The following is a 22,808-nucleotide window of genomic DNA, read 5'->3' as shown; positions in this document are numbered from 1 at the left end:
GCAGGTACAATGCGCGGGCACTTTTCCCCCGCGATGACCATGCACCTGATCGATATCGGCGCCAACCTGACCCACGACTCCTTCGACCGCGACCGCGATGCCGTGCTGGACCGCGCGCGGCAGGCCGGCGTGGTGCAGATGGTCATCACCGGCGCCAGCCGCGAGCATTCGCCGTTGGCGGTGCAGCTGGCCCAGCAGCACCCCGGTTTCCTGTACGCCACCGCCGGCGTGCACCCGCACCACGCGGTGGAATACACCGAGGAATGCGATGCCGAGATGCGCGCGCTGCACGCCCATCCGGAAGTGGTGGCGGTGGGGGAGTGCGGGCTGGACTACTTCCGTGACTTCTCACCGCGCCCGGCCCAGCACCGTGCGTTCGAGCGCCAGCTGCAGCTGGCTGCGGACAATGGCAAGCCGCTGTTCCTGCACCAGCGTGATGCGCATGCCGACTTCATGGCACAGATGAAGAATTTCGAAGGTCGCATCGGCCCGGCGGTGGTGCATTGCTTCACCGGCGAACGCGATGAGCTGTTCGATTACCTGGATCAGGACTGGTACATCGGTATCACCGGTTGGCTTTGCGACGAACGCCGTGGCGCGCACCTGCGCGAACTGGTGAAGAACATCCCGGCCAACCGCCTGATGATCGAGACCGACGCGCCGTACCTGCTGCCGCGCACGCTGAAGCCGATGCCGAAGGACCGGCGCAACGAGCCGATGTTCCTGTCGCACATCGTGGAAGAGCTGGCACGTGACCGTGGCGAGGACGTTGCGGTGACCGCGGCCAATGCCACGGCGGCCGCCCGCGCGTTCTTCCGCCTGCCCGACGCGGGTTGATGGTAGTGCCGGCCGCTGGCCGGCAATCAACCGTGGTGCCGGCCAGCGGCCGGCACTACCGGAGCAGGTCGCGCAGGCCCTCACGGTAGCTGGGGAAGCGCGGCTGCCACGCCAGCGCTTCACGCGTGCCACGGCTGTCGATGCGCTTGTTGCTCTCGTAGAAGCGGCGTAGCGTCGGGCTGAGTGCAGGGTCGTCCCACGCCACGGCAGGTGGCATCGCAAACCCGCCCAGCTTCGCGGCGAAGGCCAGCACATCCTGCGGTGGTGCCGGCTCGTCATCGCTGGGCAGGTACATCCCCTGCGCTACCGGTCGCTGCATCGCCGCGATGATCACCGCGGCCAGATCCTGCACGTGCAGCCGGTTGAACACCTGGCCCGGGCGAACCACGTGGCGTGCACGCCCCTGCGCCAACTGCACCAGCGCATTGCGACCCGGCCCGTACAGGCCGGGCAGGCGGAACACCGCTGAGGCGATGCCGCGTTGTCCGGCCAGTGCACGCCACTGTGCTTCCGCGAGCAGGCGCTGCACGCCAGCCGTTTCAGTGGCGTCGGCCGCGCTGCGCTCGTCGATCCAACCGCCGGCGCGGTCGGCATACACCGAGGTCGACGACAGATAGCCGACCCAGCGCAATGCCGGGCTGGCCTGCAGCGCGGGCAGCAGCAGGCGCAGTGCCGGGTCCCCTTCAGCATCCGGCGGCACGCTGCACAGCACGGCATCGGCCTGCGCGATCTCTTCGAGCAGGGCAGGTGACGGTGCGGTGTCAGCTCGAAGCGGGTGTCGCAGCAGGCCATCGTGCGGTGCCGCAGACGGGTCGCGCACCGTGCCGGACACGGCTACGCCCCGCGCCTGCAGCTGCGCGGCCAGCACGCGTCCGCTCCAGCCCAGCCCGAGAATCAGTACCCGCGCGGGCAACGGGCTGGCCTGCAATGCGGGAGTCACGCGACCCGCAGTGCCTGGTAGGCCTGCAGGCTGCTGTAGGCAACCTGCAGCAGCAGGGCCTCCTGATCGGCCGTTCGCGCACGCGCCAGCATGTCGCCGACAATCTGTTCCGCTTCCACCTGCTGGCCGGCCTCCAGATCGCGCAGCATCGAGGCCTTCAGCGCCGAGCCGGCCTGGGTCAGCGTGCCGCGCGCGGTGTCCTGCGCTGCCTCCGGAACTGGTTCACCGGCGGCTTCGGCGACGGCCAGGCACTCGTCGTAAAGGCCACGTACGATCGCCTCGCCATCATCGGTGGCGACGATGGTGCCGATATCCGCGCGCAGCAGGCAGGTGGCCGCGGCCAGCGCGGTCAGGAAGGTGTACTTGATCCACTGTTCCTGGCCGATGCGTTCGCTGGCCAGGTGGTCAAGGTTGGCCTTCGCGCAGACCGCAGCGAAGGCGCGCACGCGCGCGGAGATCGCGCCGCCGTCGCGCTCGCCGAAGGTGAGCTTGGCCGGCTTGCCCAGATGCAGCACCGCGCCATCGGGCGCCTTGGTGGCGCTGATGAAGCACAGGCCGCCGAGTACCGCGTCGCGGCCAAAGCGCAGATCCAGTGCGTTGTAGTGGTGCAGGCCATTGAGGATCGGCAGCACGGTGGTGTTCGCGCCGACTGCCGGGGCGATGGCATCGATCGAACTGTCCAGGTCGTAGGCCTTGCAGCTGAGGATGACCAGGTCGAAGGGCTGCTGCGCGGCCAGTGCGGGCAGTGCATCAGCAGTGACGTGCTGAACCGGGAAGCGCGCATCACCCAGTGGGCTGCGGATGACCAGGCCATCATGGTCCAGCTGCGCGGCGCGCGCGGGGCGCACGAGGAAGGTCACGTCCGCGCCGGCCTGGGCCAGGCGGCCACCGAAGTAACCGCCGGTACCGCCGGCGCCGAGGATCAGGATGCGCATTGCACGTTCACCGTTTTCTGGGGGAATCAGAACTGCGATTGTGCCGGAGATTGCAGGCAAAAAAAGAGCCGAGCATAGGCTCGGCTCTACAGGCTGCTGCATTCACGCATGGCGTGGATCCAGTGTCGCCGGCCAGCGGCCGGCACTACCACGCAGGTCTCAGCTGCGCATGCCCACGCCACGGCGCAGCAGCCACAGCGCCAGCGCCGTCAGCACCACCACGAAACCGATCATCAGGCCGTAGGCTACCGGCAGCGGCACATCGCTGCTGCCCAGCAGGCCATAGCGGAACGCGTTGACCATGTAGAAGATCGGGTTCGCGTGCGTGGCCGCTTCGGCCCAGCCCGGCAGCAGCTTCACCGAATAGAACACGCCACCCAGGTAGGTCAGCGGGGTCAGGATGAAGGTCGGCACGATCGCCACGTCATCGAACTTCTTGGCGTACACCGCGTTGATGAAGCCGGCCAGCGAGAAGATCGTCGCGCCCAGGATCACCGTGGTCAGCATCACCAGCGGGTGCGGGATGCGCACCGGGGTGAAGAACATCGCGATGATCAGCACGATCACGCCCACCATCAGGCCGCGCAGCACCGCGCCGGCCACATAGCCCCACAGGATCACCCAGTTCGGCATCGGGCTGACCAGCAGTTCTTCGACGTGGCGGCCGAACTTGGCACCGAAGAACGAGGAACTGATGTTGCCGTAGCTGTTCTGGATCACGCTCATCATCACCAGGCCCGGCACGATGAACTGCATGTAGGTGTAGCCACCCATGTCACCCACGCGCGACCCGATCAGGTTGCCGAAGATCAGGAAGTACAGGGTCATGGTGATCGCCGGCGGCACCAGGGTCTGGCCCCAGATGCGCATGATGCGGGCGACTTCGCGGCGCACGATGGTCATCAGCGCGATGCGGTTGCGCTGGCCGTCGGTCAGCTCGGTGGTGCTCATGCGGGCTTCTCCATGTTGCCGGTGAGGCGCACGAACAGCTCCTCCAGGCGGTTGCTCTTGGTACGCATCGAACGCACGCGGATACCGGACTCATTGAGCGTGGCGAACACGCGGTTGAGGTCCATCGCGCGTGGCATGTCGATGTCCAGCGTGTGCGGGTCCGGCGCGGTCAGCGTCGCGCCCTCGATCACCGGCAGCTGCGCCGGCAGGTCACCGTCGATGTCCAGCAGGAAGCCTTCCACGTCCAGCTTGGCCAGCAGGGTGCGCATCGGCCCCTGCTCGACGATCTGGCCATGGTTGATGATCGCCAGGTGGCGGCACAGGTACTCGGCCTCTTCCAGGTAGTGGGTGGTGAGGATGATCGTGGTGCCGGCACCGTTGATCTCCTTCAGCACGCGCCACATGTCGCGGCGGATCTCGATGTCCACGCCGGCGGTGGGTTCGTCCAGGATCAGCAGCCGCGGGCGGGTCATCATCGCGCGGGCGATCATCAGCCGGCGCTTCATGCCGCCGGACAGCGTGCGGCTCATCACCTGCGCCTTTTCCCACAGGTGTGCGCGCTTCAGCTCTTCCTCGGCGCGCTTTTCGGCTTCCTCGCGTGGCACGCCGTAGAAGCCGGCGTAGTTCACCAGGATGTCGAAGGGCTTCTCGAACAGGTTGAAGTTGATTTCCTGCGGCACCAGCCCGATCAGGCGCATGGTGGCGCTGCGGTTGCGCACCAGGTCGCTGCCGAACACCTCCACCTGGCCCTCGCTGAGGTTGACCAGGGAGCTGATGATGCCGATCAGGGTCGACTTGCCGGCCCCGTTGGGGCCGAGCAGGGCGAAGAAGTCGCCCGGGGCCACTTCCAGGGAAACGCCCTTCAGGGCCTGGGTGCCGTTGTCATAGGTCTTGCGCAGGTCGCGCACGCGCAGGGCGGGCGCCGTATCGTTCTGGGATGCCAAGCTCGAAGCCTTCGCGCCCATGGGCTGGCGCTGGAGAGGGGCGGGGAGGGGCTATTATAGAAGACCCCGAGGGCTTGCCCCGGCTACACACTGTCCCGAAAAGTCGTGCCTGTTCAATTCCCCCTCAAGCTGGTCGGCTGCCGCATGCTGGCCCCGACCGTCGGCCACTACCAGTTCGTGCGTGACGATGGGCAGCCGCTGGATTTCCAGCCCGGCCAGTTCATCCAGGTCCATTTCAACTACGCCGACGGCACCGAAACCAAGCGCAGCTACTCGCTGGCGACCATCCACGACCATGCGCTGGGCCCGGGCGAGGCGGTGGATATCGCGGTCAGTTTCGTGCCTGGTGGCGCTGCCACGGCCCTGTTCGAGGCACTGGAGCAGGGCAGCCAGATCAGTGCGTCCGGCCCCTATGGCCGGTTCTGCCTGAATCCCGGTGACCACAACGCCCGTTACCTGCTGATCGCCACCGGTACCGGCGTTACCCCGTACCGTTCCATGCTGCCGCTGCTGGAAAAGGCCATGGCCGAACGCGGTGTGCAGATCGTGCTGCTGCAGGGCGCGCGCAGCCCCGGCGAGCTGCTGTACAGCGAGGACTTCTACAGCTTCGCCGAAAAGCATCCGAACTTCCGTTATGTTCCGTGCCTGTCGCGCGAACTGCCGGCCGAACCGCACCCGGACGTACAGCACGGCTACGTGCAGCAGGCGCTGGCCGGCTTCACGCCGGACCCGGCCACCGACATCGCCTACCTGTGCGGCAACCCGGACATGGTCGATGCCTGCGCCGAGCTGCTGAAGGCCGCCGGCCTGGGCAACCCGCAGATCCGCCGCGAGAAGTACGTCAGCAGCAAATAGGCCTGGGTGGTGCCGGCCGCTGGCCGGCAACCGCACGAACCCGGTAGTGCCGGCCGCTGGCCGGCAATCGCACTGGCCGGCAACCCTGGAAACCGGAGGCGACCCCACGCCGCCCCCGGTGCCCGGCCTCAGCACGCGATCCAGGCATCACGCCAGGCAGAGCCGGTGCCCGCGCGATAGGCGTCGGCATTGATGTTGCACCACGCACCGTCCGGGAACGGGCGGCAGGCATACGGCTTGCCGTCGGTGCCCTTTACCACGGTCTCGCCCGGCGTGTAGCTGCCGAGGCCGGCCGGATACACGAAGTCGAAATCGCCACCCGGCGGATCGACCGGATCGACCGGGCCCGGAATCCGGGTTTCCAGTTCAAAGCGGTTGCCCGGTTTCAGGTACACGCGGTTCTCGATGGCGGACGCCACCGGCGTGATCACACCATTCTTCATCACACCGATGCGGGCGTGCTGGCCGCAGCCCTTGACCTTGCGGGCCAGCACCATCGGCCACTGCGCCGGAGCGGTCTGGCCGGCGGCCAGAGTCACTTCCGGGCGCTCCAGATCGTTGCCGTTGGCATTGAACACGCGCAGGGTCAGCGTGGTGCCTGTCTCCAGCGCACCGCGGGCGGTGACTGGACCGGCATCCTGCCACTGCGGCGGCGGCGCTTGGGCAGAGGGCAATCCAGCTTGTAGGTCTTGCCATCCACCGGCACGTTGCCCAGGGTGCAGAACTCCTGCAGGTCGGCCCAGTGCAGCGGGCTGCCCGGCTGCCGGCCCTCACGGGTGACATAGAACTTCCACTCGCGGGTGGCATGCGGGGCCGGGGCATGGAACTCGAAGGTGTATCGGCCGCGCGCGTCGGCGCGGATCGGCGTGGTCGGCCAGTCCGTCAACGACGGACAGTGCGAGGACTGCCTGATGGGACAGGTGCATGCAGAGATTCCCTTGCGAGGTGTGGGGAAACCCCATGGAGTCTTCACATGCAGACAGGCCGGAAATACCGGACAAGTTTGATTTCAGTGGCTGTCGTGCCTGATCTGCAGCACGCTGCTCAAAGCACTGCGGCCCAGGCAGAAGGCGGCGCGATCCGCACCGCCTTCTACAACGGGTCAGTAGGGCACCCAAGCATCGCGCCATGCACTGCCCACACCGGGGCGATATGCCTCGGCATTGACGTTGCACCACGCACCTTCCGGGAACGGGCGGCACGCGTACAGCTTGCCGTCGGCACCCTTCACCACGGTCTGGCCGGGGATGTAGCTGCCAATGCCCGCAGGGTACACGTGGTCGAAATCACCGCCCGGCGACGGCGTGCCCGGGTCGGGCACCTGGGTATCGAGCTGGAAGCGGTTGCCGTCCTTCAGGTACACCCGGTTGTCGGTGGCCGAGGCGGCCGGCGTGATCACGCCATCGGCAAGCACGCCCACGCGCGCGTGCTGGGCACTGGCATTGACCTTGCGGGCGAGTGCCAGCGGCCACTGTGCGGGGGCGGTCTGGCCGCTGGCCAGCGTGGCTTCCACGCGTTCGACATCATTGCCGTTGGCATTGAACACGCGCAGCGCCAACGTGGTGCCGACCGGCAGCTCGCCGCGCGCGGTGATCGGGCCGGCGTCCTGCCATTGCGGTGCCGGTGCGGTCCCTCCGCCGCCCTGGAAGCGCACGTCCATGCAGGTATAGAACGCCTCGGTCGAATCCGAGCGCTGCCAGGTGTTGTAGATCACATGCTGGCCGGTGCGCTGCGGCAACGTGCATTGCAGCTTGTAGGTGCCGTCGGCCGACAACGGTGTATTGCCCAGCGTGCAGAACTCCTGCAGGTCGGCCCAGCGCAGCGGGCTGCCCGGCTGCCAGCCTTCGCGGGTGACGAAGAAGCGCCAGTCACGGGTGGCGTGCGGCGCGGTCGCCTTGAACACGAAGGTGAACCTGCCATTGGCATCGGGCTGGATCGGCGTGGTCTGCCAGTCACTGCGGTTCACGTCCAGACCGCGGAAGGTCGGGTTGTTGCCGCTGCACAGCTTGCCGTCGGGTACCACGGCCTGGTGGTTGCCGTTGGCATTGGCCTGGTTGATGCCGTTCCAGTCGTAGAACGCCTGCGAACCGCCGATGGCCTTGGCCGCGGCACAGGCCGGGTTGGTCGGGTTCTCGGGGTTGCCCTGGAAACAGGCGTAGACGCGGCTGACCGGCGTGGTCATGGTGCCGTGGGCGAACGCGTTGCCGGCCAGGCACAGGCCCGCAGCAACGAACGAGGTGGCCAGCAGCAGCGGTGTGGATCGGAATGACATGGCGCATCCTTGTGGTCGTCGAAAGGGAACGGTGACCGCAGGAGCTGCGCTGCGCGGCGGACTTCCGGCGGCACCACGGCGAGTATCGAGTCGCGATGCAGGCGACGGAACCATCGAAGTGCCGATCCGTGACTGCGCATGTGAAGCCCTTCCCGCAGGCTTCACGCAGGGCTGAACGGATGCGCTGGATGTCACGTGATCGGCGTGGCATCGATCACGTCATGGAGATCACGCTACGCAGTCTCGGTACCCACCCGATCTGCCTGGCACGAGAAACAGCCATGCGCCGCGTTGTGCAGCTGGACGAACGCCACCGACGGGTCGGCAAACAGTGCATCCAGATGGCCGGCCACCTCGGTGCCCGCACAGACCTGGGCACCGTACATCAGCGCGGTGTGGTCATAGGCACGCATCGAAATCAACCGGCGCTGCACATACGGGGGCACCTCGTCCGGCGGCAGGACGCAACGGGTCGCGCCGCGCTGCACGAAGATCGGGCCGGCGGCGCGATACGGCGAATGCAGCGGCAGGTGGACGTGGGACAGCAGGAGCAGCTCGCTGCCAGGCGCGGGATCGCTCAGGCTGATCCGGCAGGGATGTCCGCCGTTGGCGCCGGCCCAGCGACGCTGGATGCCGAGCGCGGCGAGCGCACTGTCGCTCATCTCGAACAGGTGCAGGAAGGGGCGATGGTCGATGCCACTGAGGTACCACGTGAGCATGGGCGTCTCCTGGGTCTGCGGCGGATTCTGCGCGTGCGCCGGCGGCCGTGCTCGCCGTTTTCAGACCCCGCATCGCCGTCGGGCCGGGGCACTGGCCCATGGGGCGCTGCGGGCCGCCGCCGATGCCGCCCTGTGCCGGCCAAGGCCGAGGGGCGGGACCGCCTGGTCTGCGCGCCGTTGGCGGCGGATTCGTCATTGCCCATCGCCGTCGGCACGCTGCCCGTGTAAGTTGGGTCACATCTTCCGCGGCAGCCCGTCGTGGTCGACAGGAACGTCCTCCAGGGGGAAACGAGCACGATGCAAAGACACCACCTCGCGCTGGCCGGGATGCTGGCCAGCCTGATGCTTGCCGGGTGCAGCCAGCCGGCGCCGGCCGACGCCGGAAGCGCCAGCGATGCACCCAGCCGCCGCTTCGGCACGATCGACTTCCAGCCCTGCACGCTGTCCACCGAAGGCGCCAGCGCCAACGTGGAGGCGCAGTGCGCCACCCTGCAGGTGCCGGAGGACCGGGCCCAGCCCGATGGCCGCCGGATCGGCCTGCGCATTGCCTGGCTGGAGTCGGGCAGCAGCGGCGCCAGCCAGCCCGACCCGGTGTTCTTCCTGGCCGGCGGCCCCGGCCAGGCGGCCAGCGAGGTGGCGGTCATCGTCGATACTGCACTGCGCCAGGTGCGCAAGCAGCGCGACGTGTTCCTGATCGACCAGCGCGGCACCGGCGGCTCCAACCCGCTCAGCTGCCTGGGCGCGGACGGCAAGCCGCTGCAGTTGGACGAGGATGCCGCGCCTTCCGAGGCTTCGCTGCGCGACTACGCCCAGCGCTGTGCCGCATCGCTGCAGGGGCGTGCCGATGCGCGCTTCTACACCACCACCGAGGCGATCGCCGATCTGGATGCGGTGCGTACGGCGCTCGGTGTGGACCAGCTCAACCTGGTTGGCGGCTCCTACGGTACCCGCGTGGCCCAGCGCTATGCCGGGGCCTACCCGCAGCACACCCGCAGCATCGTCATCGATGGCGTGGTACCGAACGAGCTGGTGGTCGGTGGCGACTTCGCAACCACCTTCGAGGATGCGATCGCCCTGCAGTCGGCGCAGTGCCGCAAGGATGCCGCATGCAGCAAGCGTTTCCCGACCGATACCCGCGCGCAGCTGCGCAGCGTGGTCGACACCCTGCGCCGTGCACCGGTCTCGGTCGAGTATCGCGACCCGGGTACCAACGCACCCCGGCAGGATGTCCTGACGCCGGACAGCGTGGTCGGCCTTGCCTTCGCCTTCTCCTACGTGCCGCAGTATTCCTCGCTGCTGCCACTGGTGCTGGATGAAGCCGCACACGGGCGGTATGCCCCGTTGGCATCGCTGGCGCGCGGCGCGAACCGCAGCATGGATTTCCAGATCAACCGCGGCATGCAGTGGTCGGTGATCTGCAGCGAGGATGCGCCGCGCTACCACGCGCCGGCCGAGGATCCCGAGCGGCTGTTCGGCAACGAGGTGGCCAGTGCGTTCTTCGCGGCCTGCCCGGTGTGGCCGCACCGTCCGGCGCCGGCAACCGATGCCGTGCCGCTGCGCAGCGACGTGCCGGCACTGCTGCTGTCCGGTGAGCTGGACCCGGTGACGCCACCGCGCTACGCCGCACAGGTGCTCAAGGGCCTGCCCAACGGCCGTGCGCTGGTCGCCCGTGGCCAGGGCCATGGCACGTTGACCGCCGGCTGCATGCCGCGCCTGCTCGGACAGTTCATCGACAAGACCGATGCCAAGGCGCTGGATGCCGGCTGCCTGGACACGCTGAGCTACGTGCCGGCGTTCACCTCGTTCAACGGATGGGAACCATGATCGTCGCCGACAACCTGCACAAGGCCTTCGATACCCGCACGGGCCGCATCCAGGCGGTCGCCAACGTCGGCTTCCGCGCCCCGGATGGGCAGATCACCGGCCTGCTCGGCCCCAACGGTGCCGGCAAGACCACCACCATGCGCATGCTCTACACACTGATGACGCCCGACCAGGGCAGCATCACTGTCGATGGCATCGATGCGGCGCGCAATCCGGTGGAGGTACGTCGCCACCTCGGCGTGCTGCCCGATGCGCGTGGCGTCTACAAGCGCCTGACCGCGCGCGAGAACATCGCCTACTTCGGCGAACTGCACGGCCTGTCGGCCGAGCGCATCCGCGAACGCATCGAGGTGCTGTCGCACGCGCTGGACATGGGTGACATCCTCGACCGGCAGACCGATGGCTTCTCGCAGGGCCAGCGCACCAAGACCGCGATTGCCCGCGCGCTGGTGCACGACCCGCGCAACGTCATCCTGGATGAACCGACCAATGGCCTGGACGTGATGACCACGCGCGCACTGCGCCGCTTCCTGCTGGGCCTGCGCGAAGAGGGGCGCTGCGTGATCCTGTCCAGCCACATCATGCAGGAGGTGGGGGCGTTGTGTGACCACATCGTGATCATCGCCAAGGGCACGGTGATGGCTGCCGGCAGCGCCGACGAGCTGCGTGCGCAGGCCGGCGAAGCCAACCTGGAAGATGCGTTCGTGAAACTGATCGGCAGCGAAGAGGGCCTGCACGCATGAGCATGATGTCGACCCTGATGACGGTGATGCGCAAGGAACTGCGCGACCTGTCGCGTGACCGCCGCACGCTGCTGCTGACCCTGCTGTTCGGACCGCTGCTGTACCCGGTGCTGCTGCTGGGCATGGGCAAGCTGGCCGAGAGCCGGGTGCGTACCCAGATCGAAGAGCCGTTGCAGATCCCGACCATCGGCGCCGAGAACGCGCCGAACCTGGTGCGCTTCCTCGCCGCGCAGGGCCTCAATGCCGCACCGGCACCGAAGGACCTGGCCGAGGCCATCCGCACCCAGGACATCGATGTGGCGCTGCGCATCGGCGATGACTTCGGCAGGGACTGGGCCGAGGGCAAGCCGGCGCTGGTGGAGGTGATCAAGGACAGCACGCGTCGCGCGGCCGAAGTACCCAGTGCACGCCTGGAGGCGGCGCTGGCCACTTACAACGGCCAGGTCGGTGCCTTGCGCCTGATGGCACGCGGCATCGACGCGCAGGTGGCACGCCCGCTGGACGTGGCGCGCCAGGACCTGGCCAGTGCCGAGGCCAAGCGCGGCATGATCCTGTCGATGCTGCTGCCGGTACTGCTGACGCTGACCTCGTTCATCGGTGGCGCCTACCTGGTCATGGATGCCACCGCCGGCGAGCGCGAGCGGCAGTCGCTGGAGCCACTGCTGGCCACGCCGGGTTCGCGCAGCGCGATCGTCAGCGGCAAGATCGCCGCCGCCTGCGTGGTCGGTTTCGTGTCGCTGCTGCTGACTCTGGTCGCGTTCAAGGTGAGCGCGCAGATCGCACCCGGCAACGTCGGCCGCCAGTTCAACATGAACGTCGGCTCGATGCTGCAGATGCTGCTGGTGATGTTGCCGATGCTGCTGATCGGCACCTCGCTGCTGACCTTCCTGTCGGCCGCGGCCAAGAGCATGAAGGAAGCGCAGAGCCACATGACCTGGCTGATGCTGCTGCCGATGCTGCCCGGCTACGCACTGGTGGCCTATCCGCTGAAGAGCGAGATGTGGCAGTACGCCGTGCCGTTCCTGTCGCAGAACCAGATGCTGCTGAAGGTGATCCGCCACGAGATCATCACCCCGGCAGTCTGGGCGATCTACCTCGGCGCCAGCCTCGGCCTGGCCGCCGTGCTGTGGTTCGCCGCCGTGCGCCGCTACCACAACGAGCGCCTGGCCATCTCTGGTTGACCCAAAAAGGGGACGGAGGGGATTAAGTCGTTTTTGCCTCTCCCGTCCCCTCCTTGCGCGGGCGTCCTCGTCCGCGCATCTCCACCGGGCGCCCCAACGTCTGCTCCACCATCCGCAGGAGTGCATCGTTCCCCATCGGGCGTTGTCTGGCGCTGTGGTTGCGGATCGCGGGTACGTCGGCGGACGCATTCACATCGCGCAGGAATTCGGCATACAACGTCGCCCTTTTCAGACCGGTCGCTGCCAGTGCCTTGAACGCGGGATGTTGCGTCAACATCGGATCATCGCGTCGTTGAAGGTTGCCATGCACGCTGGACCATGGGTGATCTTCAGCGCTGACAGCAATTCCTGCACGGACGGGATTGCGTTCGATATAGCGGTATACGCTGAGAAGATACGCATCGCTGTCGATCATTGAGGAATGGAAGCGGCCCTGCCACAGAGGTCCACTGCGCCCGTGCCGCTGGTTGAAGGCCTGCACGTAGTTGTTGCCCTGCATGCGCATTGCACCAGCCAGACCCTGCTGTGTGGAGGGCGTGGCCAACAGGTGAACGTGGTTTCCCATCAGCACGTAGGCATGCAATGCGACGTGGTGCTTGAGGAATGCGCTGTGCAACAGATGCAGGAACAGTTGGCGGTCGATGTCGTCGACGAAGATCGCGCCCTTGTTCACACCGCGCTGGATCACGTGATAGGCCTGGCCTGCCAGCATCAGGCGCGCTTGTCGGGGCATCGGATCGGGAGACTGGACGGGATTTAAGCCTGTCATTGCGGCCGCGAAGCCGAACATCAGGCAACACCGCGATGCCGTGTCGGAAGAGTCAAAAGCGACTTAATTCCCTCCGTCCCCTTTTGCATACCGCGCGGGCGTCACCCCCATCTCGCGCTTGAACACGGTGATGAACGCGCTCGGGGTGTCGTAGCCCATCGACAGGGCGACGTTGATCACCGGCTCGCCGGCCAGCAGGCGTGGCAGCGACAGCAGCACGCGCAGGCGCTGCCGCCACTGGCTCAAGGTCATGCCTGTTTCGGCCTGCCACCGGCGGGCGAGGCTGCGGCTGGACAGTCCGTTGGCGGCTGCCCACGCTTCGACGCTGCGCAGGTCGTCCGGCGACCGTGCCAGCGCCGCCGCGATCCGCCGCAACCGTCGATCCTGCGGTTGTGGCAAGGCAAGCGGCAAAGGCGTGCTGGCGGCGATCTCATCGGCGATCACGCCGGCCAGGCGTACCTGCGCGGCGTCCAGGGCCTGATGTGGCCAACTCAGTGCGCGCATCATCGCGGCCTGCAACAGCACGTTCGGCTGGAAAATGCGCGGCACGGCGGGCAGGTCCAGACAGGCTTCGGCGTTGAAGTACAGGCTCCAGCCATCGAATGCCTCTGCCCCTAGCAGGGCGTGGGGCAGCAAGGGCGGAATCCAGGCAACATGCCCCGCCGGCAGCAACCAGTGCAGATCGCCGGCCTCGATCCGCAGCAGGCCGTGGTGGGCACCCAGCAATTGGCCGCGCACGTGCTGGTGGCGTGCGGTGCGGCGCCGTCCCGGCACCCGCAGCTGGGAGGCCATGACGAGGGGATCGCCTTCGGCGTTCGCCAAAGCGGGGTCAATCAACGCGGGTGATGTCTGATCTGCCATATTCACTGGCAGTTATACGGCAGAAGTGCCGCTGGCTGGGCGGCACACTGGGCTCCCGATCCCACAGGAGCATCAACCATGCAGCCCCAGGACATCCTTCCCGACCATCAGAACGAGGTGCAGGTAAACGGTCTCACCGTGCGCAAGGGCAGCGTCGGCGCCTTCCTCGCCAGCGTCCGTGACTGGCAGGACCCCGCCAGCGATGACGCCACCCGCGCCACCGCCGAAGCCGACCTGCGTGCGCTGCTGCCGGGCCTGCATGCGCTGGGCCTGTTCCAGGTGCTGGCCGCGCGTGATCCGGCACTGCAACGCCTGATCGACAGCCTCTCCTGAAACGAACACGGCCCGGACATGCCGGGCCGTGTCGTCATTGCGGGGCGGAAACGACTTAATCCCCTCCGTCCCCTTTTCGTGGTCAGCTGCCGCCCGGTGCGAACACCAGGGTGCGGCGGGTGGTGACCGGTGCGCTGACCGGCTCGAAGCGCCAGCGCTTGACCGCGTTCATGGCCTCGCGATCGAAGACGCGCGACGGCGTTGCGCGCAGCACACGGGCGTTGGTCACCGAGCCATCGGTGCCGACGGTGATTTCCACCAGCACTTCGCCGGAGGTTCCTGCACGCAGCGCCTCGGACGGATAGCGCGGCGCCGGGGTGCTGACCGGGCGCAGGTTCGGCGCCGCAGCGGCCGCCGGAGCTGCAGCCTGGCGTGCGGCGGTGGCCTGCTGGGCGGCAGCCTGCTGCTGCTTCTGCTCGGCTTCGCGGCGGGCCGCAGCCTGGCGCTCAGCTTCCTGGCGCTCGTTGTCGCGGCGGGCGGCGTCCTGCTGAGCCGCGATCTGCTTGGCCGCGTCGGCTTCCTTGGCACGCTGCTCGGCCAGGCGCTGCTGTTCGGTCTGCTGCTTGCTGCGGTCCTCGGCGTCCTTTTTCGCCTTCTCGGCTTCGGCCTCGGTGCGCTTGGCCGCGTTCTGAACGCCCTTGGCCAGGCCGTCCTTCAGGCGTGGCAGGGCCGGAGCGGACGCATCCACCTTCTCGATCAGCGCCACCAGGCGCTGCGCTTCGGTGTAGTCCTCGCGGCCCAGGTGCTGTTCGGCGGCGATCAGGGTGTACGGCAGCAGATCGGTCAGTGCGCTCTTCACCGAGGCGTCGTCCGGCGTCTTGTCGCGCAGGGCGAGGTAGTACTCGATGGCGTTGTCGCCGGCCGGCGCGTACATGCGGTTCTCGCGCAGGGCCTGGCTGGCTGACTCACGCAGCTGCTCGGTGCCCATCGACTGCACCTTGGCGGCGACCACCGGTGCGGCCGGTGCAGCAGCGCTGGGTGCGGCGGCCGGGGCCGGTGCAGCGGTTTCTTCCTTGCCCGAGCAGGCGGCCAGCGCCAGTGCCAGGGCAACCGGCAGCCACCGGCGCGCGGCGGTGATCGTTGAGACGTGCGACATCCTGCTCCCCTCTAGAAGACGACGTGACGTAAATCATTGATATGCATGGCCGGGACCTGCGGTCCGGGCGCGGCAGGGTGACGTTTCCCGACGCCACCGCCGGCAACGGCGAGGGTGCAATCTAGCATCCCGGCCACCGCCGCGTACAAGGGGCAGGGGCCGGGACGGGGCAGTGGCGATCAAGCCGCTGGTGGCGCCGACCTCAGTGGTCGTGCGCCTTGTCGTGCGACTTGCTGTGGCCGTTGGACATCAGCTTGTCGGTCCAGGCGATGCCGATCGCCGACAGGATGAACACGCAGTGGATGATGGTCTGCCACAGCACGCCGTCCTGGGTCAGCATCGAGCAGCGGGCGACACCGATGTTGGCCGCGGCCACGCTCATCTGCTCCGGCGTGCACAGCGGAATACCGCCCAGCGCACCGCTGGCGATGAAGGTCTTCAGCAGGTGGATCGAGGAGATGCCGATGATCGCCATCGCCAGCTTCACCTTCAGCACGCTGGCATTGACGTGGCTCAGCCATTCCGGCTGGTCCGGGTGGCCTTCCAGGCGCAGGCGCGAGACGAAGGTTTCGTAGCCGCCGACGATCACCATCACCAGCAGGTTGGAGATCATCACCACGTCGATCAGGCCCAGCACGATCAGCATGATCTGCTGCTCCCCCATCGACACCGAATGCGAGATCAGGTGCCACAGTTCCTTGCCGAACAGGAACACGTAGACGCACTGGGCCACGATCAGGCCCAGGTACAGCGGCAGCTGCAGCCAGCGCGAGGCGAAGATCAGCGTGGACAACGGGGAGAGCGGCGGGCGGTTTGCACTCATGCGGGGGATGCTGCGTTGCGGGGGAGAGGCGAGGTTACCGGCCCGCCATGACGGTGCCAACCCAACTCACGCACTAGACTTCAGGTTCCTTTCCGCACCCCCGAGCCGACGCCATGATCGACCTGTATTACTGGCCCACCCCGAACGGCCATAAAGTGACCCTGCTGTTGGAGGAAACCGGCCTGGAGTACCGCATCCACCCGGTCAACATCGGCTCGGGCGACCAGTTCAAGCCGGAATTCCTCGCCATTTCGCCCAACAACAAGATGCCGGCCATCGTCGACCACGCCCCGGCCGATGGCGGTGCCCCGCAGAGCGTGTTCGAGTCCGGTGCGATCCTGCTGTACCTGGCCGAGAAGACCGGCCGCTTCCTGCCCACCGACCCGCGCGGCCGCGTCACCACCCTGGAGTGGCTGTTCTGGCAGATGGCCGGCCTGGGACCGATGAGCGGCCAGATGGGGCATTTCAATGTGTATGCCCCGGAAAAGATCCCGTATGCGATCGAGCGCTATGACAACGAAGTGCGCCGCCTGCACGGGGTGATGGACAAGCGCCTGGCCGAGCATGCCTTCCTGGCCGGCGACGAGTACACCATCGCCGACATGGCCAGTTACCCCTGGATCGGCGCCTACGACACGCTGCCGGTGGACTTCGCCGCGTTCCCCAACCTCAAGCGCTGGCACGAGGCCATCGCTGCGCGCCCGGCCACCCAGCGCGCCTATGCCCTGCGCCAGCAGGTGAACCCGAATGCCGGCAAGCCGCTCAGCGACGAGGAGCGCAAGCACCTGTTCGGCCAGCGTTGACCCCGGCATCTGAAGGTGGGTGCCGACCGTTGGTCGGCACTCGTCCGCACTGCTTATGGGCAGAAGGTCATGCTGCCTTCCCGCACGGGCTTGGTTAGGATGGGGGAACGACCGCCCCGCGCCTGCCGCCGGGCGGACCTGCCGTTTGCCGGGATCCTCCATGCGCCACCTGTTCGCTTCGCTTGCCCTCATGCTCGCCACCAGTACCGCCGCCCACGCCGAAAAGCTGACCCTGGAAGCCATCACCGGCCCGCTGCCGCTGTCCGGCCCGACCCTGATGAAGCCCAAGGTGGCGCCGGACGGTTCGCAGGTCAGTTTCCTGCGCGGCAAGGACAGCGACCGCAACCAGTTGGACCTGTGGACCTACGACATCGGCAGCGGCCAGACCCGGTTGCTGGTTGATTCCAAGGTGGTGCTGCCCGGCACCGAGACCCTCAGTGATGAGGAGAAGGCCCGACGCGAGCGCCAGCGCATCGCCGCGATGACCGGCATCGTCGATTACCAGTGGTCGCCGGACGCGCAGCGACTGCTGTTCCCGTTGGGCGGCGAACTCTACCTGTACGACCTCAAGCAGCAGGGCGAGGCGGCCGTGCGCCAGCTGACCCATGGTGAAGGCTTCGCCACCGACGCCAAGCTGTCGCCCAAGGGCGGCTTCGTCAGCTTCATCCGCGGCCGCAACCTGTGGGTGATCGATCTGGCCAGTGGCAAGCAGCTGCAGCTGACCCGCGACGGCGGCACCACCATCGGCAACGGCGTGGCCGAGTTCGTCGCCGACGAGGAAATGGATCGCCATACCGGTTACTGGTGGGCGCCGGATGACTCGGCCATTGCCTTTGCCCGCATCGACGAGGCACCGGTGCCGGTGCAGAAGCGCTACGAGGTCTACGCCGACCGCACCGATGTGATCGAACAGCGTTACCCGGCCGCCGGCGACGCCAACGTGCGCGTGCAGCTGGGCGTGATCGCACCGGCCGCCGATGCGCAGCCGCGCTGGATCGACCTGGGCAAGGAACAGGACATCTACCTGGCCCGCGTCGATTGGCGCGATGCGCAGCACCTGAGTTTCCAGCGCCAGTCGCGTGACCAGAAGCAGCTGGAGCTGGTCGAAGTGGCGCTCGACTCCAACCGCCAGCGCGTGCTCGCCCACGAGACCAGCCCGACCTGGGTGCCGCTGCACAACAGCCTGCGCTTCCTTGAAGATGGCAGCGTGCTGTGGTCGTCCGAGCGCACCGGCTTCCAGCACCTGTACCGCATCGACAGCAAGGGCAAGACCACCGCGCTGACCCACGGCAACTGGCCGGTGGACGAATTGCTGGCGGTGGATGAGACGGCCGGCAAGGCCTACTTCCGTGCTGGCATCGAGACCTCGCGCGAAAGCCAGATCTATGCGGTGTCGCTGCAGGGCGGTGAGCCGCAGCGCCTGTCGAAGGCGCCGGGCATGCACAGCGCCAGCTTCGCCCGCAATGCCAGCGTCTACGTGGACAGCTGGTCCAACAGCACCACGCCGCCGCAGATCGAACTGTTCCGCGCCAACGGCGAGAAGATCGCCACGCTGGTCGAGAACGATCTGGCCGATCCCAAGCACCCCTATGCGCGCTACCGCGATGCGCAGCGCCCGGTGGAGTTCGGCACGTTGATGGCTGCCGACGGCAAGACCCCGTTGAACTACAGCCTGATCAAACCGGCCGGCTTCGATCCGTCCAGGCGCTACCCGGTGGCGGTGTACGTCTACGGCGGCCCGGCCAGCCAGACCGTCACCGACAGCTGGCCCGGCCGCGGCGACCATCTGTTCAACCAGTACCTGGCCCAGCAGGGCTACGTGGTGTTCTCGCTGGACAACCGCGGCACCCCGCGCCGCGGCCGCGACTTCGGTGGTGCGCTGTACGGCAAGCAGGGCACGGTGGAAGTGACCGACCAGCTGCGCGGCGTGGCCTGGCTGAAGCAGCAGCCGTGGGTGGACCCGGCGCGCATCGGCGTGCAGGGCTGGTCCAACGGCGGTTACATGACCCTGATGCTGCTGGCCAAGGCATCGAACCAGTACGCCTGTGGCGTGGCAGGTGCACCGGTCACCGATTGGGGCCTGTATGACAGCCACTACACCGAACGCTACATGGACCTGCCGGCGCGCAACGAAGCGGGGTACCGCGAAGCGCGCGTGCTGACCCATATCGACGGCCTGCGTTCGCCGTTGCTGCTGATCCACGGCATGGCGGACGACAACGTGCTGTTCACCAATTCGACCAGCCTGATGAGCGCGCTGCAGAAGCGCGGCCAGCCGTTCGAGCTGATGACCTATCCGGGTGCCAAGCATGGCCTGTCCGGCGCCGATGCCCTGCATCGCTACCGTGTGGCCGAAGCCTTCCTGGGACGCTGCCTGAAGCCCTGATGCACAAACGGGAAGGAGCCCGCCGATGACACTGCCGCCGCCGATTCCCACCCATGGCCCGAAGCCTGCCGGCTGGTGGTCCCGTCACTGGCGCTGGGCGATGCCGCTGGCCGTGCTGCTGGTGTTGGCCGGTGCCGGTGGCGTGGTGGTCTGGAGCGTGCTGCGCTGGAGTGAGGCGGCACGCGAGAGCCCGCCGATGCGCGAGGCGATGCGCCGCGCCGGATGCAGCATCGAACTGGTGGAAGCCTTCGGCGAGCCGCTGCGTGCCGAGTCGATGCCGCTGGGCAGCATGCAGACCGCGATCAATGGCCAGCGCGACGTCGGCCTGACCGTGGCCCTGGAAGGCCCGCGCGCGCACGGCCGGCTGTTCGTGAAGGGCACCCGCAGCGACGGCGTCTGGGACTATCCGGTGATGTATGTGCTGGGCGAGAACAAGCAGACGTTCGACCTGACCGCGCTGGATGATGACGAGGCTGCGCAGGAATGCGAGCTGCAGGCCTGCCGCGAACGCGGCGAATGCCCGCTGGCCGCGGCGTTGTGACCTCCGGCCGATTGTCGCCACCGCGCTGAGCGCGTAGGGTGCGGGCAACCCTGTCCTGGAGTGCACCATGAAGCCGATCGCGTTGGCCATTGCCCTGGCCCTGACTGCCGCCCCGCTGATGTCCGCACCGCCGGCGCTGGCCGCACCCGCCGCCAAGGCCGCTACTCCGGCCAGCCCGGCCTGGGTGACCCGCAGCAACGCACTGGCGCAGATCCTGCTCGATGCGCAGGGCCCGTTCCAGCCGGAAGAAACCGGCTTCTTCGGCGTGCCCGGCTATGACGACAAGGTGGCCGACCTCGGCGCGGACAACGGCAAGCGCTACCGTGCCGCGATGGCCAAGGCCCGCGATGAACTGAAAGCCAAGCTGGCCACCGAGCAGGATCCCAACGTCCGCCAGGACCTGGAGATCATGATCCACGCCGCCAACCAGAACATCGAAGGCAGTGAGCTCAACGAGAAGTACCTGCTGCCGTGGAGTGACGCGCCGCAGACCATCTTCAGCGGCCTCAACCTGCTGCTGTCCGACCAGGTGCCGGCCGAGCGCCGGGCCAAGGCGACCGACCGCCTCAAGGCCTACGCCGGGCTGCAGCCAGGTGGCACCGCGTTCACCACGCTGGCCCGCCAGCGTTACGAAGAGCGCTTGAAGGACGGCAGCCTGCTGCAGCCGACGAAGATCGAAGTGCAGCAGTCGCTGGACAACGTCGAGACCTACATCACCGGCATCGAGTCGCTGCTGAAGAAGTACCAGATCACCGGTGCCGATGAGGCGATGAAGGCCCTGGCCGGGCAGATGAAGGACTACGCCGCCTGGACCCGCAAGGACGTGCTGCCGAAGGCACGCACCGATGCGCGCCTGCCGGCGCCGCTGTACGCCTACCAGCTCAAGCAGGTCGGCATTGATATCGACCCGAAGCTGCTGATGCAGCGCGCGCAGCTGGAGTTCATGGAAACCCGCTCGGCGATGCAGCAGCTGGCGCCGCTGGTGGTCAAGGACAAGGGCCTGAAGGTGGCCGACCCGAGTGACCCGGTGGCGGTGATCCGCGCGCTGAAGGCCGACAAGATCGCCGACGACCATCTGGAAGGCCACTACCGCAAGGTGATCGATGCGATCGATCCGCTGATCCGCGAGCATGCCATCGTCGACGTGCCCAAGCGCGCCATGCAGATGCGCCTGGGTTCGGCCGCCGAGAGCGCGGCCAGCCCGGCCCCGCATTTCCTGCCGGCGCCGCTGGTCAACAACACCGGGCAGCAGGGCACCTTCGTGCTGCCGCTGGGCAACCCGGCGGCGGGCCCGGGCGCACAGTACGACGATTTCAACTTCGGTGCGGCGGCGTGGACGCTGAGCGCGCATGAAGGCCGCCCCGGTCACGAGCTGCAGTTCACCGCGATGGTCGAGCGTGGTGTCTCGCTGGCACGCACCATGTTCGCGTTCAATTCGGTGAACGTGGAAGGCTGGGCGCTGTATGCCGAGGCCGAGATGGTGCCGTACGAGCCGCTGGACGGGCAGATGATCGCCCTGCAGTTCCGCCTGCTGCGGGCCGCACGCGCAATGCTTGACCCGATGCTCAACCTCGGCCTGACCGACCGCGCCAACGGCGAGCGCGTGCTGATGGAGCAGGTCGGCCTGTCCAAGGCGATGGCCACCCAGGAACTGGACCGCTACATGGTGCGCATGCCGGGCCAGGCGGGCAGCTACTTCTATGGCTACACCCGCATCCTCGAACTGCGCATGCAGACCGAGCTGGCACTGGGTGCGGAGTTCGACCGCCTGGCGTTCAACAACTTCCTGCTCGACCAGGGCCTGCTGCCGCCGGACCAGCTGGCCGATGCGGTGAACAAGGTATTCGTGCCGAAGTACAAGCGCTGAACGCCATCCGGTAGTGCCGGCCGCTGGCCGGCAAACGGTGTCGGTAGATGCCGGCCTTGGTCGGCGCTGCGGGCCCGTGCCAACCAAGGTTGGCGCCCACCAGAGCTATGCGTTGGTTGTGCAGGGGGTAGTGCCGGCCGCTGGCCGGCATTCCCTTGGGGCAGGAAGCATTCCTGAGGTTGCCGGCCAGCGGCCGGCACTACCTGCGGTTGTCCGCGTCGGTCACCGCTGCGGTTGCGGCGTGATCACCTGGGTCGGCAACCGTGCCGGCGGTTCCGGGTTCGGCACCCAGATCGCCACCCCGGCGGCGCGCTTCTGCGTGGTCGGAATACCGATGCCGACGCCACCACCCACATGCGAGCCGAAGGTGCCGGCACCCACCGACATGCCGACCGGCGAGCCGCTGCTGCCCACGCCCATCAGCACCACGCCATTGGCGCCCAGTGCCGCCGCTTCACGCTTCAGGCGTGCCACCGCGGCATCGGTCTGGCCCTGCGTGCCGAAGCCCACGGCAGATGCCGATTCCAGCTGGGCGATTTCCTGCGAGCCGGCCGGTGGCGTGGAATAGATCTGCACCAGTGCCGGATCGATCGGCGCGCGGGCGCGCCCCAGCATGACCTTGGAGGTGCTGGCACAACCGGCGGCGACCAGCAGGATGGCCGCCAGCGCGGCCCAACGGATGTTCATGGCACGACCCCTGTAGGACTGGTTGCGATCATCGGCGGGCCACTCTGAATCGGCGCCAACACCCGGGCCAGGGCACCCACGGCAGCACGCTAGCACGCGCCTGGTGACAGCCCCGCCAACGGCAGTAGGCGGCGACTGCGGGAACGACTATGGTGGACAGACCGAACCAACTGCGGGAGAGCGGAATGGGCGTGATCAGTCTGTTGTGGGGCGTACTGGCGCTGTTGTGGATGATCCTGGCGCTGATTCCGCTGCTCGGCTGGGGCAACTGGTTCCTGATCCCGTTCGCCGCCGTCGGCGCGGTGATCGCCGCGCTGGGCATCCTGTTTACCCACCCGACCAAGCGCGGCCGGGCCTGGGCCGGACTGGTGCTGAACGGCATCGTGGTGGTGGTCGGCATCCTGCGCCTGGGTCTGGGCGGCGGCGTGATCTGAGTCCCGG

General features: G+C 67.6%; 22 protein-coding genes and 1 pseudogene. 11 read left to right on the top strand and 12 right to left on the bottom strand.

The features are described from left to right. Positions 1–39: 39 nt before the first annotated feature. Positions 40–837, top strand: a complete 798-nt coding sequence (locus AC5P66_RS10395; protein ID WP_099485779.1) for a TatD family hydrolase — start codon at positions 40–42, stop codon at positions 835–837. Positions 838–892: 55 nt separating this feature from the next. On the opposite strand, the gene AC5P66_RS10390 is transcribed toward AC5P66_RS10395, so the two are convergent. From AC5P66_RS10390 to AC5P66_RS10375, 4 genes are all read right to left on the bottom strand, one after another. Further along, positions 893–1,777, bottom strand: coding sequence for an NAD-dependent epimerase/dehydratase family protein (locus tag AC5P66_RS10390; protein ID WP_049413222.1), 885 nt, complete (start codon positions 1,775–1,777; stop codon positions 893–895). Then, positions 1,774–2,712 carry a 2-dehydropantoate 2-reductase gene (gene panE / locus AC5P66_RS10385; protein WP_099494940.1) on the bottom strand — a complete coding sequence of 313 codons (939 nt, stop codon included), beginning with the start codon at positions 2,710–2,712 and terminating at the stop codon, positions 1,774–1,776. The genes AC5P66_RS10390 and panE overlap by 4 nt, the downstream gene beginning before the upstream one ends. 159 nt (positions 2,713–2,871) lie before the next feature. Beyond that, positions 2,872–3,663, bottom strand: a complete 792-nt coding sequence (locus AC5P66_RS10380; protein ID WP_005411568.1) for an ABC transporter permease — start codon at positions 3,661–3,663, stop codon at positions 2,872–2,874. Beyond that, a complete protein-coding gene (locus AC5P66_RS10375; protein WP_049413227.1) occupies positions 3,660–4,628 on the bottom strand; it encodes an ABC transporter ATP-binding protein in 969 nt (322 codons plus the stop codon). The genes AC5P66_RS10380 and AC5P66_RS10375 overlap by 4 nt, the downstream gene beginning before the upstream one ends. 84 nt (positions 4,629–4,712) lie before the next feature. On the opposite strand from AC5P66_RS10375, the gene AC5P66_RS10370 reads away from it, so the two are divergent. Beyond that, positions 4,713–5,462 (top strand): ferredoxin--NADP reductase, encoded by a 750-nt coding sequence (locus tag AC5P66_RS10370; protein ID WP_099494941.1) that lies wholly within the window; start codon positions 4,713–4,715, stop codon positions 5,460–5,462. 128 nt (positions 5,463–5,590) lie between these two features. Here the strand turns inward: AC5P66_RS10370 and AC5P66_RS10365 are convergent. The 3 genes and pseudogenes from AC5P66_RS10365 to AC5P66_RS10355 form a co-directional block, all read right to left on the bottom strand. Continuing rightward, positions 5,591–6,345, bottom strand: a pseudogene (locus tag AC5P66_RS10365) (lytic polysaccharide monooxygenase); the annotation flags it as partial. 219 nt (positions 6,346–6,564) lie between these two features. Next, positions 6,565–7,734: a lytic polysaccharide monooxygenase gene (locus AC5P66_RS10360; RefSeq protein ID WP_099494942.1), complete on the bottom strand. Its 1,170-nt coding sequence runs from the start codon at positions 7,732–7,734 to the stop codon at positions 6,565–6,567. Positions 7,735–7,967: 233 nt separating this feature from the next. Further along, a complete protein-coding gene (locus tag AC5P66_RS10355; protein ID WP_099494943.1) occupies positions 7,968–8,453 on the bottom strand; it encodes a DUF1203 domain-containing protein in 486 nt (161 codons plus the stop codon). Between the two features lie 297 nt (positions 8,454–8,750). On the opposite strand from AC5P66_RS10355, the gene AC5P66_RS10350 reads away from it, so the two are divergent. From AC5P66_RS10350 to AC5P66_RS10340, 3 genes are read left to right on the top strand one after another with little or no spacing between them, the layout of a single operon-like run. Continuing rightward, entirely contained in the window at positions 8,751–10,277 is a 1,527-nt protein-coding gene (locus tag AC5P66_RS10350) for an alpha/beta hydrolase (protein WP_099494944.1), read from the top strand. Continuing rightward, entirely contained in the window at positions 10,274–11,020 is a 747-nt protein-coding gene (locus AC5P66_RS10345; protein ID WP_495216285.1) for an ABC transporter ATP-binding protein, read from the top strand. The genes AC5P66_RS10350 and AC5P66_RS10345 overlap by 4 nt, the downstream gene beginning before the upstream one ends. Next, the gene (locus AC5P66_RS10340; protein WP_197598725.1) at positions 11,017–12,201 is read left to right on the top strand and encodes an ABC transporter permease; all 1,185 of its coding nucleotides are present in this window, start codon (positions 11,017–11,019) and stop codon (positions 12,199–12,201) included. The genes AC5P66_RS10345 and AC5P66_RS10340 overlap by 4 nt, the downstream gene beginning before the upstream one ends. 22 nt (positions 12,202–12,223) lie before the next feature. On the opposite strand, the gene AC5P66_RS10335 is transcribed toward AC5P66_RS10340, so the two are convergent. Further along, the gene (locus AC5P66_RS10335; RefSeq protein WP_495216304.1) at positions 12,224–12,934 is read right to left on the bottom strand and encodes a transposase; all 711 of its coding nucleotides are present in this window, start codon (positions 12,932–12,934) and stop codon (positions 12,224–12,226) included. A 99-nt stretch (positions 12,935–13,033) separates the two neighbouring features. Then, positions 13,034–13,831, bottom strand: a complete 798-nt coding sequence (locus AC5P66_RS10330; protein WP_049439401.1) for an AraC family transcriptional regulator — start codon at positions 13,829–13,831, stop codon at positions 13,034–13,036. A 78-nt stretch (positions 13,832–13,909) separates the two neighbouring features. Between AC5P66_RS10330 and AC5P66_RS10325 the strand changes: the two genes are divergently transcribed. Further along, positions 13,910–14,164: a hypothetical protein gene (locus tag AC5P66_RS10325; RefSeq protein WP_099485746.1), complete on the top strand. Its 255-nt coding sequence runs from the start codon at positions 13,910–13,912 to the stop codon at positions 14,162–14,164. An 82-nt stretch (positions 14,165–14,246) separates the two neighbouring features. On the opposite strand, the gene AC5P66_RS10320 is transcribed toward AC5P66_RS10325, so the two are convergent. Beyond that, the gene (locus tag AC5P66_RS10320) at positions 14,247–15,260 is read right to left on the bottom strand and encodes an energy transducer TonB (protein WP_049414406.1); all 1,014 of its coding nucleotides are present in this window, start codon (positions 15,258–15,260) and stop codon (positions 14,247–14,249) included. A 202-nt stretch (positions 15,261–15,462) separates the two neighbouring features. Further along, positions 15,463–16,083, bottom strand: coding sequence for a TIGR00645 family protein (locus tag AC5P66_RS10315; protein WP_049414405.1), 621 nt, complete (start codon positions 16,081–16,083; stop codon positions 15,463–15,465). A gap of 113 nt (positions 16,084–16,196) precedes the next feature. On the opposite strand from AC5P66_RS10315, the gene AC5P66_RS10310 reads away from it, so the two are divergent. The 4 genes from AC5P66_RS10310 to AC5P66_RS10295 all read left to right on the top strand — a co-directional run bounded on the left by AC5P66_RS10310 (position 16,197) and on the right by AC5P66_RS10295 (position 21,680). Next, the gene (locus AC5P66_RS10310) at positions 16,197–16,886 is read left to right on the top strand and encodes a glutathione binding-like protein (protein WP_049414404.1); all 690 of its coding nucleotides are present in this window, start codon (positions 16,197–16,199) and stop codon (positions 16,884–16,886) included. Between the two features lie 160 nt (positions 16,887–17,046). Then, positions 17,047–19,272 carry a S9 family peptidase gene (locus tag AC5P66_RS10305; RefSeq protein WP_099485751.1) on the top strand — a complete coding sequence of 742 codons (2,226 nt, stop codon included), beginning with the start codon at positions 17,047–17,049 and terminating at the stop codon, positions 19,270–19,272. Positions 19,273–19,297: 25 nt separating this feature from the next. Next, a complete protein-coding gene (locus tag AC5P66_RS10300; RefSeq protein WP_099494948.1) occupies positions 19,298–19,813 on the top strand; it encodes a cytochrome c oxidase assembly factor Coa1 family protein in 516 nt (171 codons plus the stop codon). Between the two features lie 67 nt (positions 19,814–19,880). Further along, on the top strand, positions 19,881–21,680 hold the full coding sequence (locus AC5P66_RS10295; protein ID WP_111096718.1) for a DUF885 domain-containing protein: 1,800 nt from the start codon (positions 19,881–19,883) through the stop codon (positions 21,678–21,680). A gap of 222 nt (positions 21,681–21,902) precedes the next feature. Here AC5P66_RS10295 and AC5P66_RS10290 read toward each other — a convergent pair whose 3' ends face one another. After that, positions 21,903–22,367, bottom strand: a complete 465-nt coding sequence (locus tag AC5P66_RS10290) for a hypothetical protein (RefSeq protein ID WP_049439393.1) — start codon at positions 22,365–22,367, stop codon at positions 21,903–21,905. A 185-nt stretch (positions 22,368–22,552) separates the two neighbouring features. Here AC5P66_RS10290 and AC5P66_RS10285 point away from each other — a divergent pair, with 185 nt between their 5' ends. Continuing rightward, positions 22,553–22,801 (top strand): hypothetical protein, encoded by a 249-nt coding sequence (locus AC5P66_RS10285; protein ID WP_005420185.1) that lies wholly within the window; start codon positions 22,553–22,555, stop codon positions 22,799–22,801. Positions 22,802–22,808 lie beyond the last annotated feature (7 nt).

Source organism: Stenotrophomonas sp. YJH_SMC_122, from assembly GCF_059369535.1.
This window is presented reverse-complemented; position numbering and strand designations above follow the sequence as displayed.

What these genes read in the sequence shown, in the direction of transcription:
- AC5P66_RS10395 (WP_099485779.1), top strand. Translation starts at nt 40, where the DNA reads ATGCACCTGATCGATATCGGCGCCAACCTGACCCACGACTCCTTCGAC.
- panE (WP_099494940.1), bottom strand. Translation starts at nt 2,712, where the DNA reads ATGCGCATCCTGATCCTCGGCGCCGGCGGTACCGGCGGTTACTTCGGT.
- AC5P66_RS10380 (WP_005411568.1), bottom strand. Translation starts at nt 3,663, where the DNA reads ATGAGCACCACCGAGCTGACCGACGGCCAGCGCAACCGCATCGCGCTG.
- AC5P66_RS10375 (WP_049413227.1), bottom strand. Translation starts at nt 4,628, where the DNA reads ATGGGCGCGAAGGCTTCGAGCTTGGCATCCCAGAACGATACGGCGCCC.
- AC5P66_RS10360 (WP_099494942.1), bottom strand. Translation starts at nt 7,734, where the DNA reads ATGTCATTCCGATCCACACCGCTGCTGCTGGCCACCTCGTTCGTTGCT.
- AC5P66_RS10355 (WP_099494943.1), bottom strand. Translation starts at nt 8,453, where the DNA reads ATGCTCACGTGGTACCTCAGTGGCATCGACCATCGCCCCTTCCTGCAC.
- AC5P66_RS10350 (WP_099494944.1), top strand. Translation starts at nt 8,751, where the DNA reads ATGCAAAGACACCACCTCGCGCTGGCCGGGATGCTGGCCAGCCTGATG.
- AC5P66_RS10345 (WP_495216285.1), top strand. Translation starts at nt 10,274, where the DNA reads ATGATCGTCGCCGACAACCTGCACAAGGCCTTCGATACCCGCACGGGC.
- AC5P66_RS10340 (WP_197598725.1), top strand. Translation starts at nt 11,017, where the DNA reads ATGAGCATGATGTCGACCCTGATGACGGTGATGCGCAAGGAACTGCGC.
- AC5P66_RS10335 (WP_495216304.1), bottom strand. Translation starts at nt 12,934, where the DNA reads ATGCCCCGACAAGCGCGCCTGATGCTGGCAGGCCAGGCCTATCACGTG.
- AC5P66_RS10330 (WP_049439401.1), bottom strand. Translation starts at nt 13,831, where the DNA reads ATGGCAGATCAGACATCACCCGCGTTGATTGACCCCGCTTTGGCGAAC.
- AC5P66_RS10325 (WP_099485746.1), top strand. Translation starts at nt 13,910, where the DNA reads ATGCAGCCCCAGGACATCCTTCCCGACCATCAGAACGAGGTGCAGGTA.
- AC5P66_RS10320 (WP_049414406.1), bottom strand. Translation starts at nt 15,260, where the DNA reads ATGTCGCACGTCTCAACGATCACCGCCGCGCGCCGGTGGCTGCCGGTT.
- AC5P66_RS10315 (WP_049414405.1), bottom strand. Translation starts at nt 16,083, where the DNA reads ATGAGTGCAAACCGCCCGCCGCTCTCCCCGTTGTCCACGCTGATCTTC.
- AC5P66_RS10310 (WP_049414404.1), top strand. Translation starts at nt 16,197, where the DNA reads ATGATCGACCTGTATTACTGGCCCACCCCGAACGGCCATAAAGTGACC.
- AC5P66_RS10305 (WP_099485751.1), top strand. Translation starts at nt 17,047, where the DNA reads ATGCGCCACCTGTTCGCTTCGCTTGCCCTCATGCTCGCCACCAGTACC.
- AC5P66_RS10300 (WP_099494948.1), top strand. Translation starts at nt 19,298, where the DNA reads ATGACACTGCCGCCGCCGATTCCCACCCATGGCCCGAAGCCTGCCGGC.
- AC5P66_RS10295 (WP_111096718.1), top strand. Translation starts at nt 19,881, where the DNA reads ATGAAGCCGATCGCGTTGGCCATTGCCCTGGCCCTGACTGCCGCCCCG.
- AC5P66_RS10290 (WP_049439393.1), bottom strand. Translation starts at nt 22,367, where the DNA reads ATGAACATCCGTTGGGCCGCGCTGGCGGCCATCCTGCTGGTCGCCGCC.
- AC5P66_RS10285 (WP_005420185.1), top strand. Translation starts at nt 22,553, where the DNA reads ATGGGCGTGATCAGTCTGTTGTGGGGCGTACTGGCGCTGTTGTGGATG.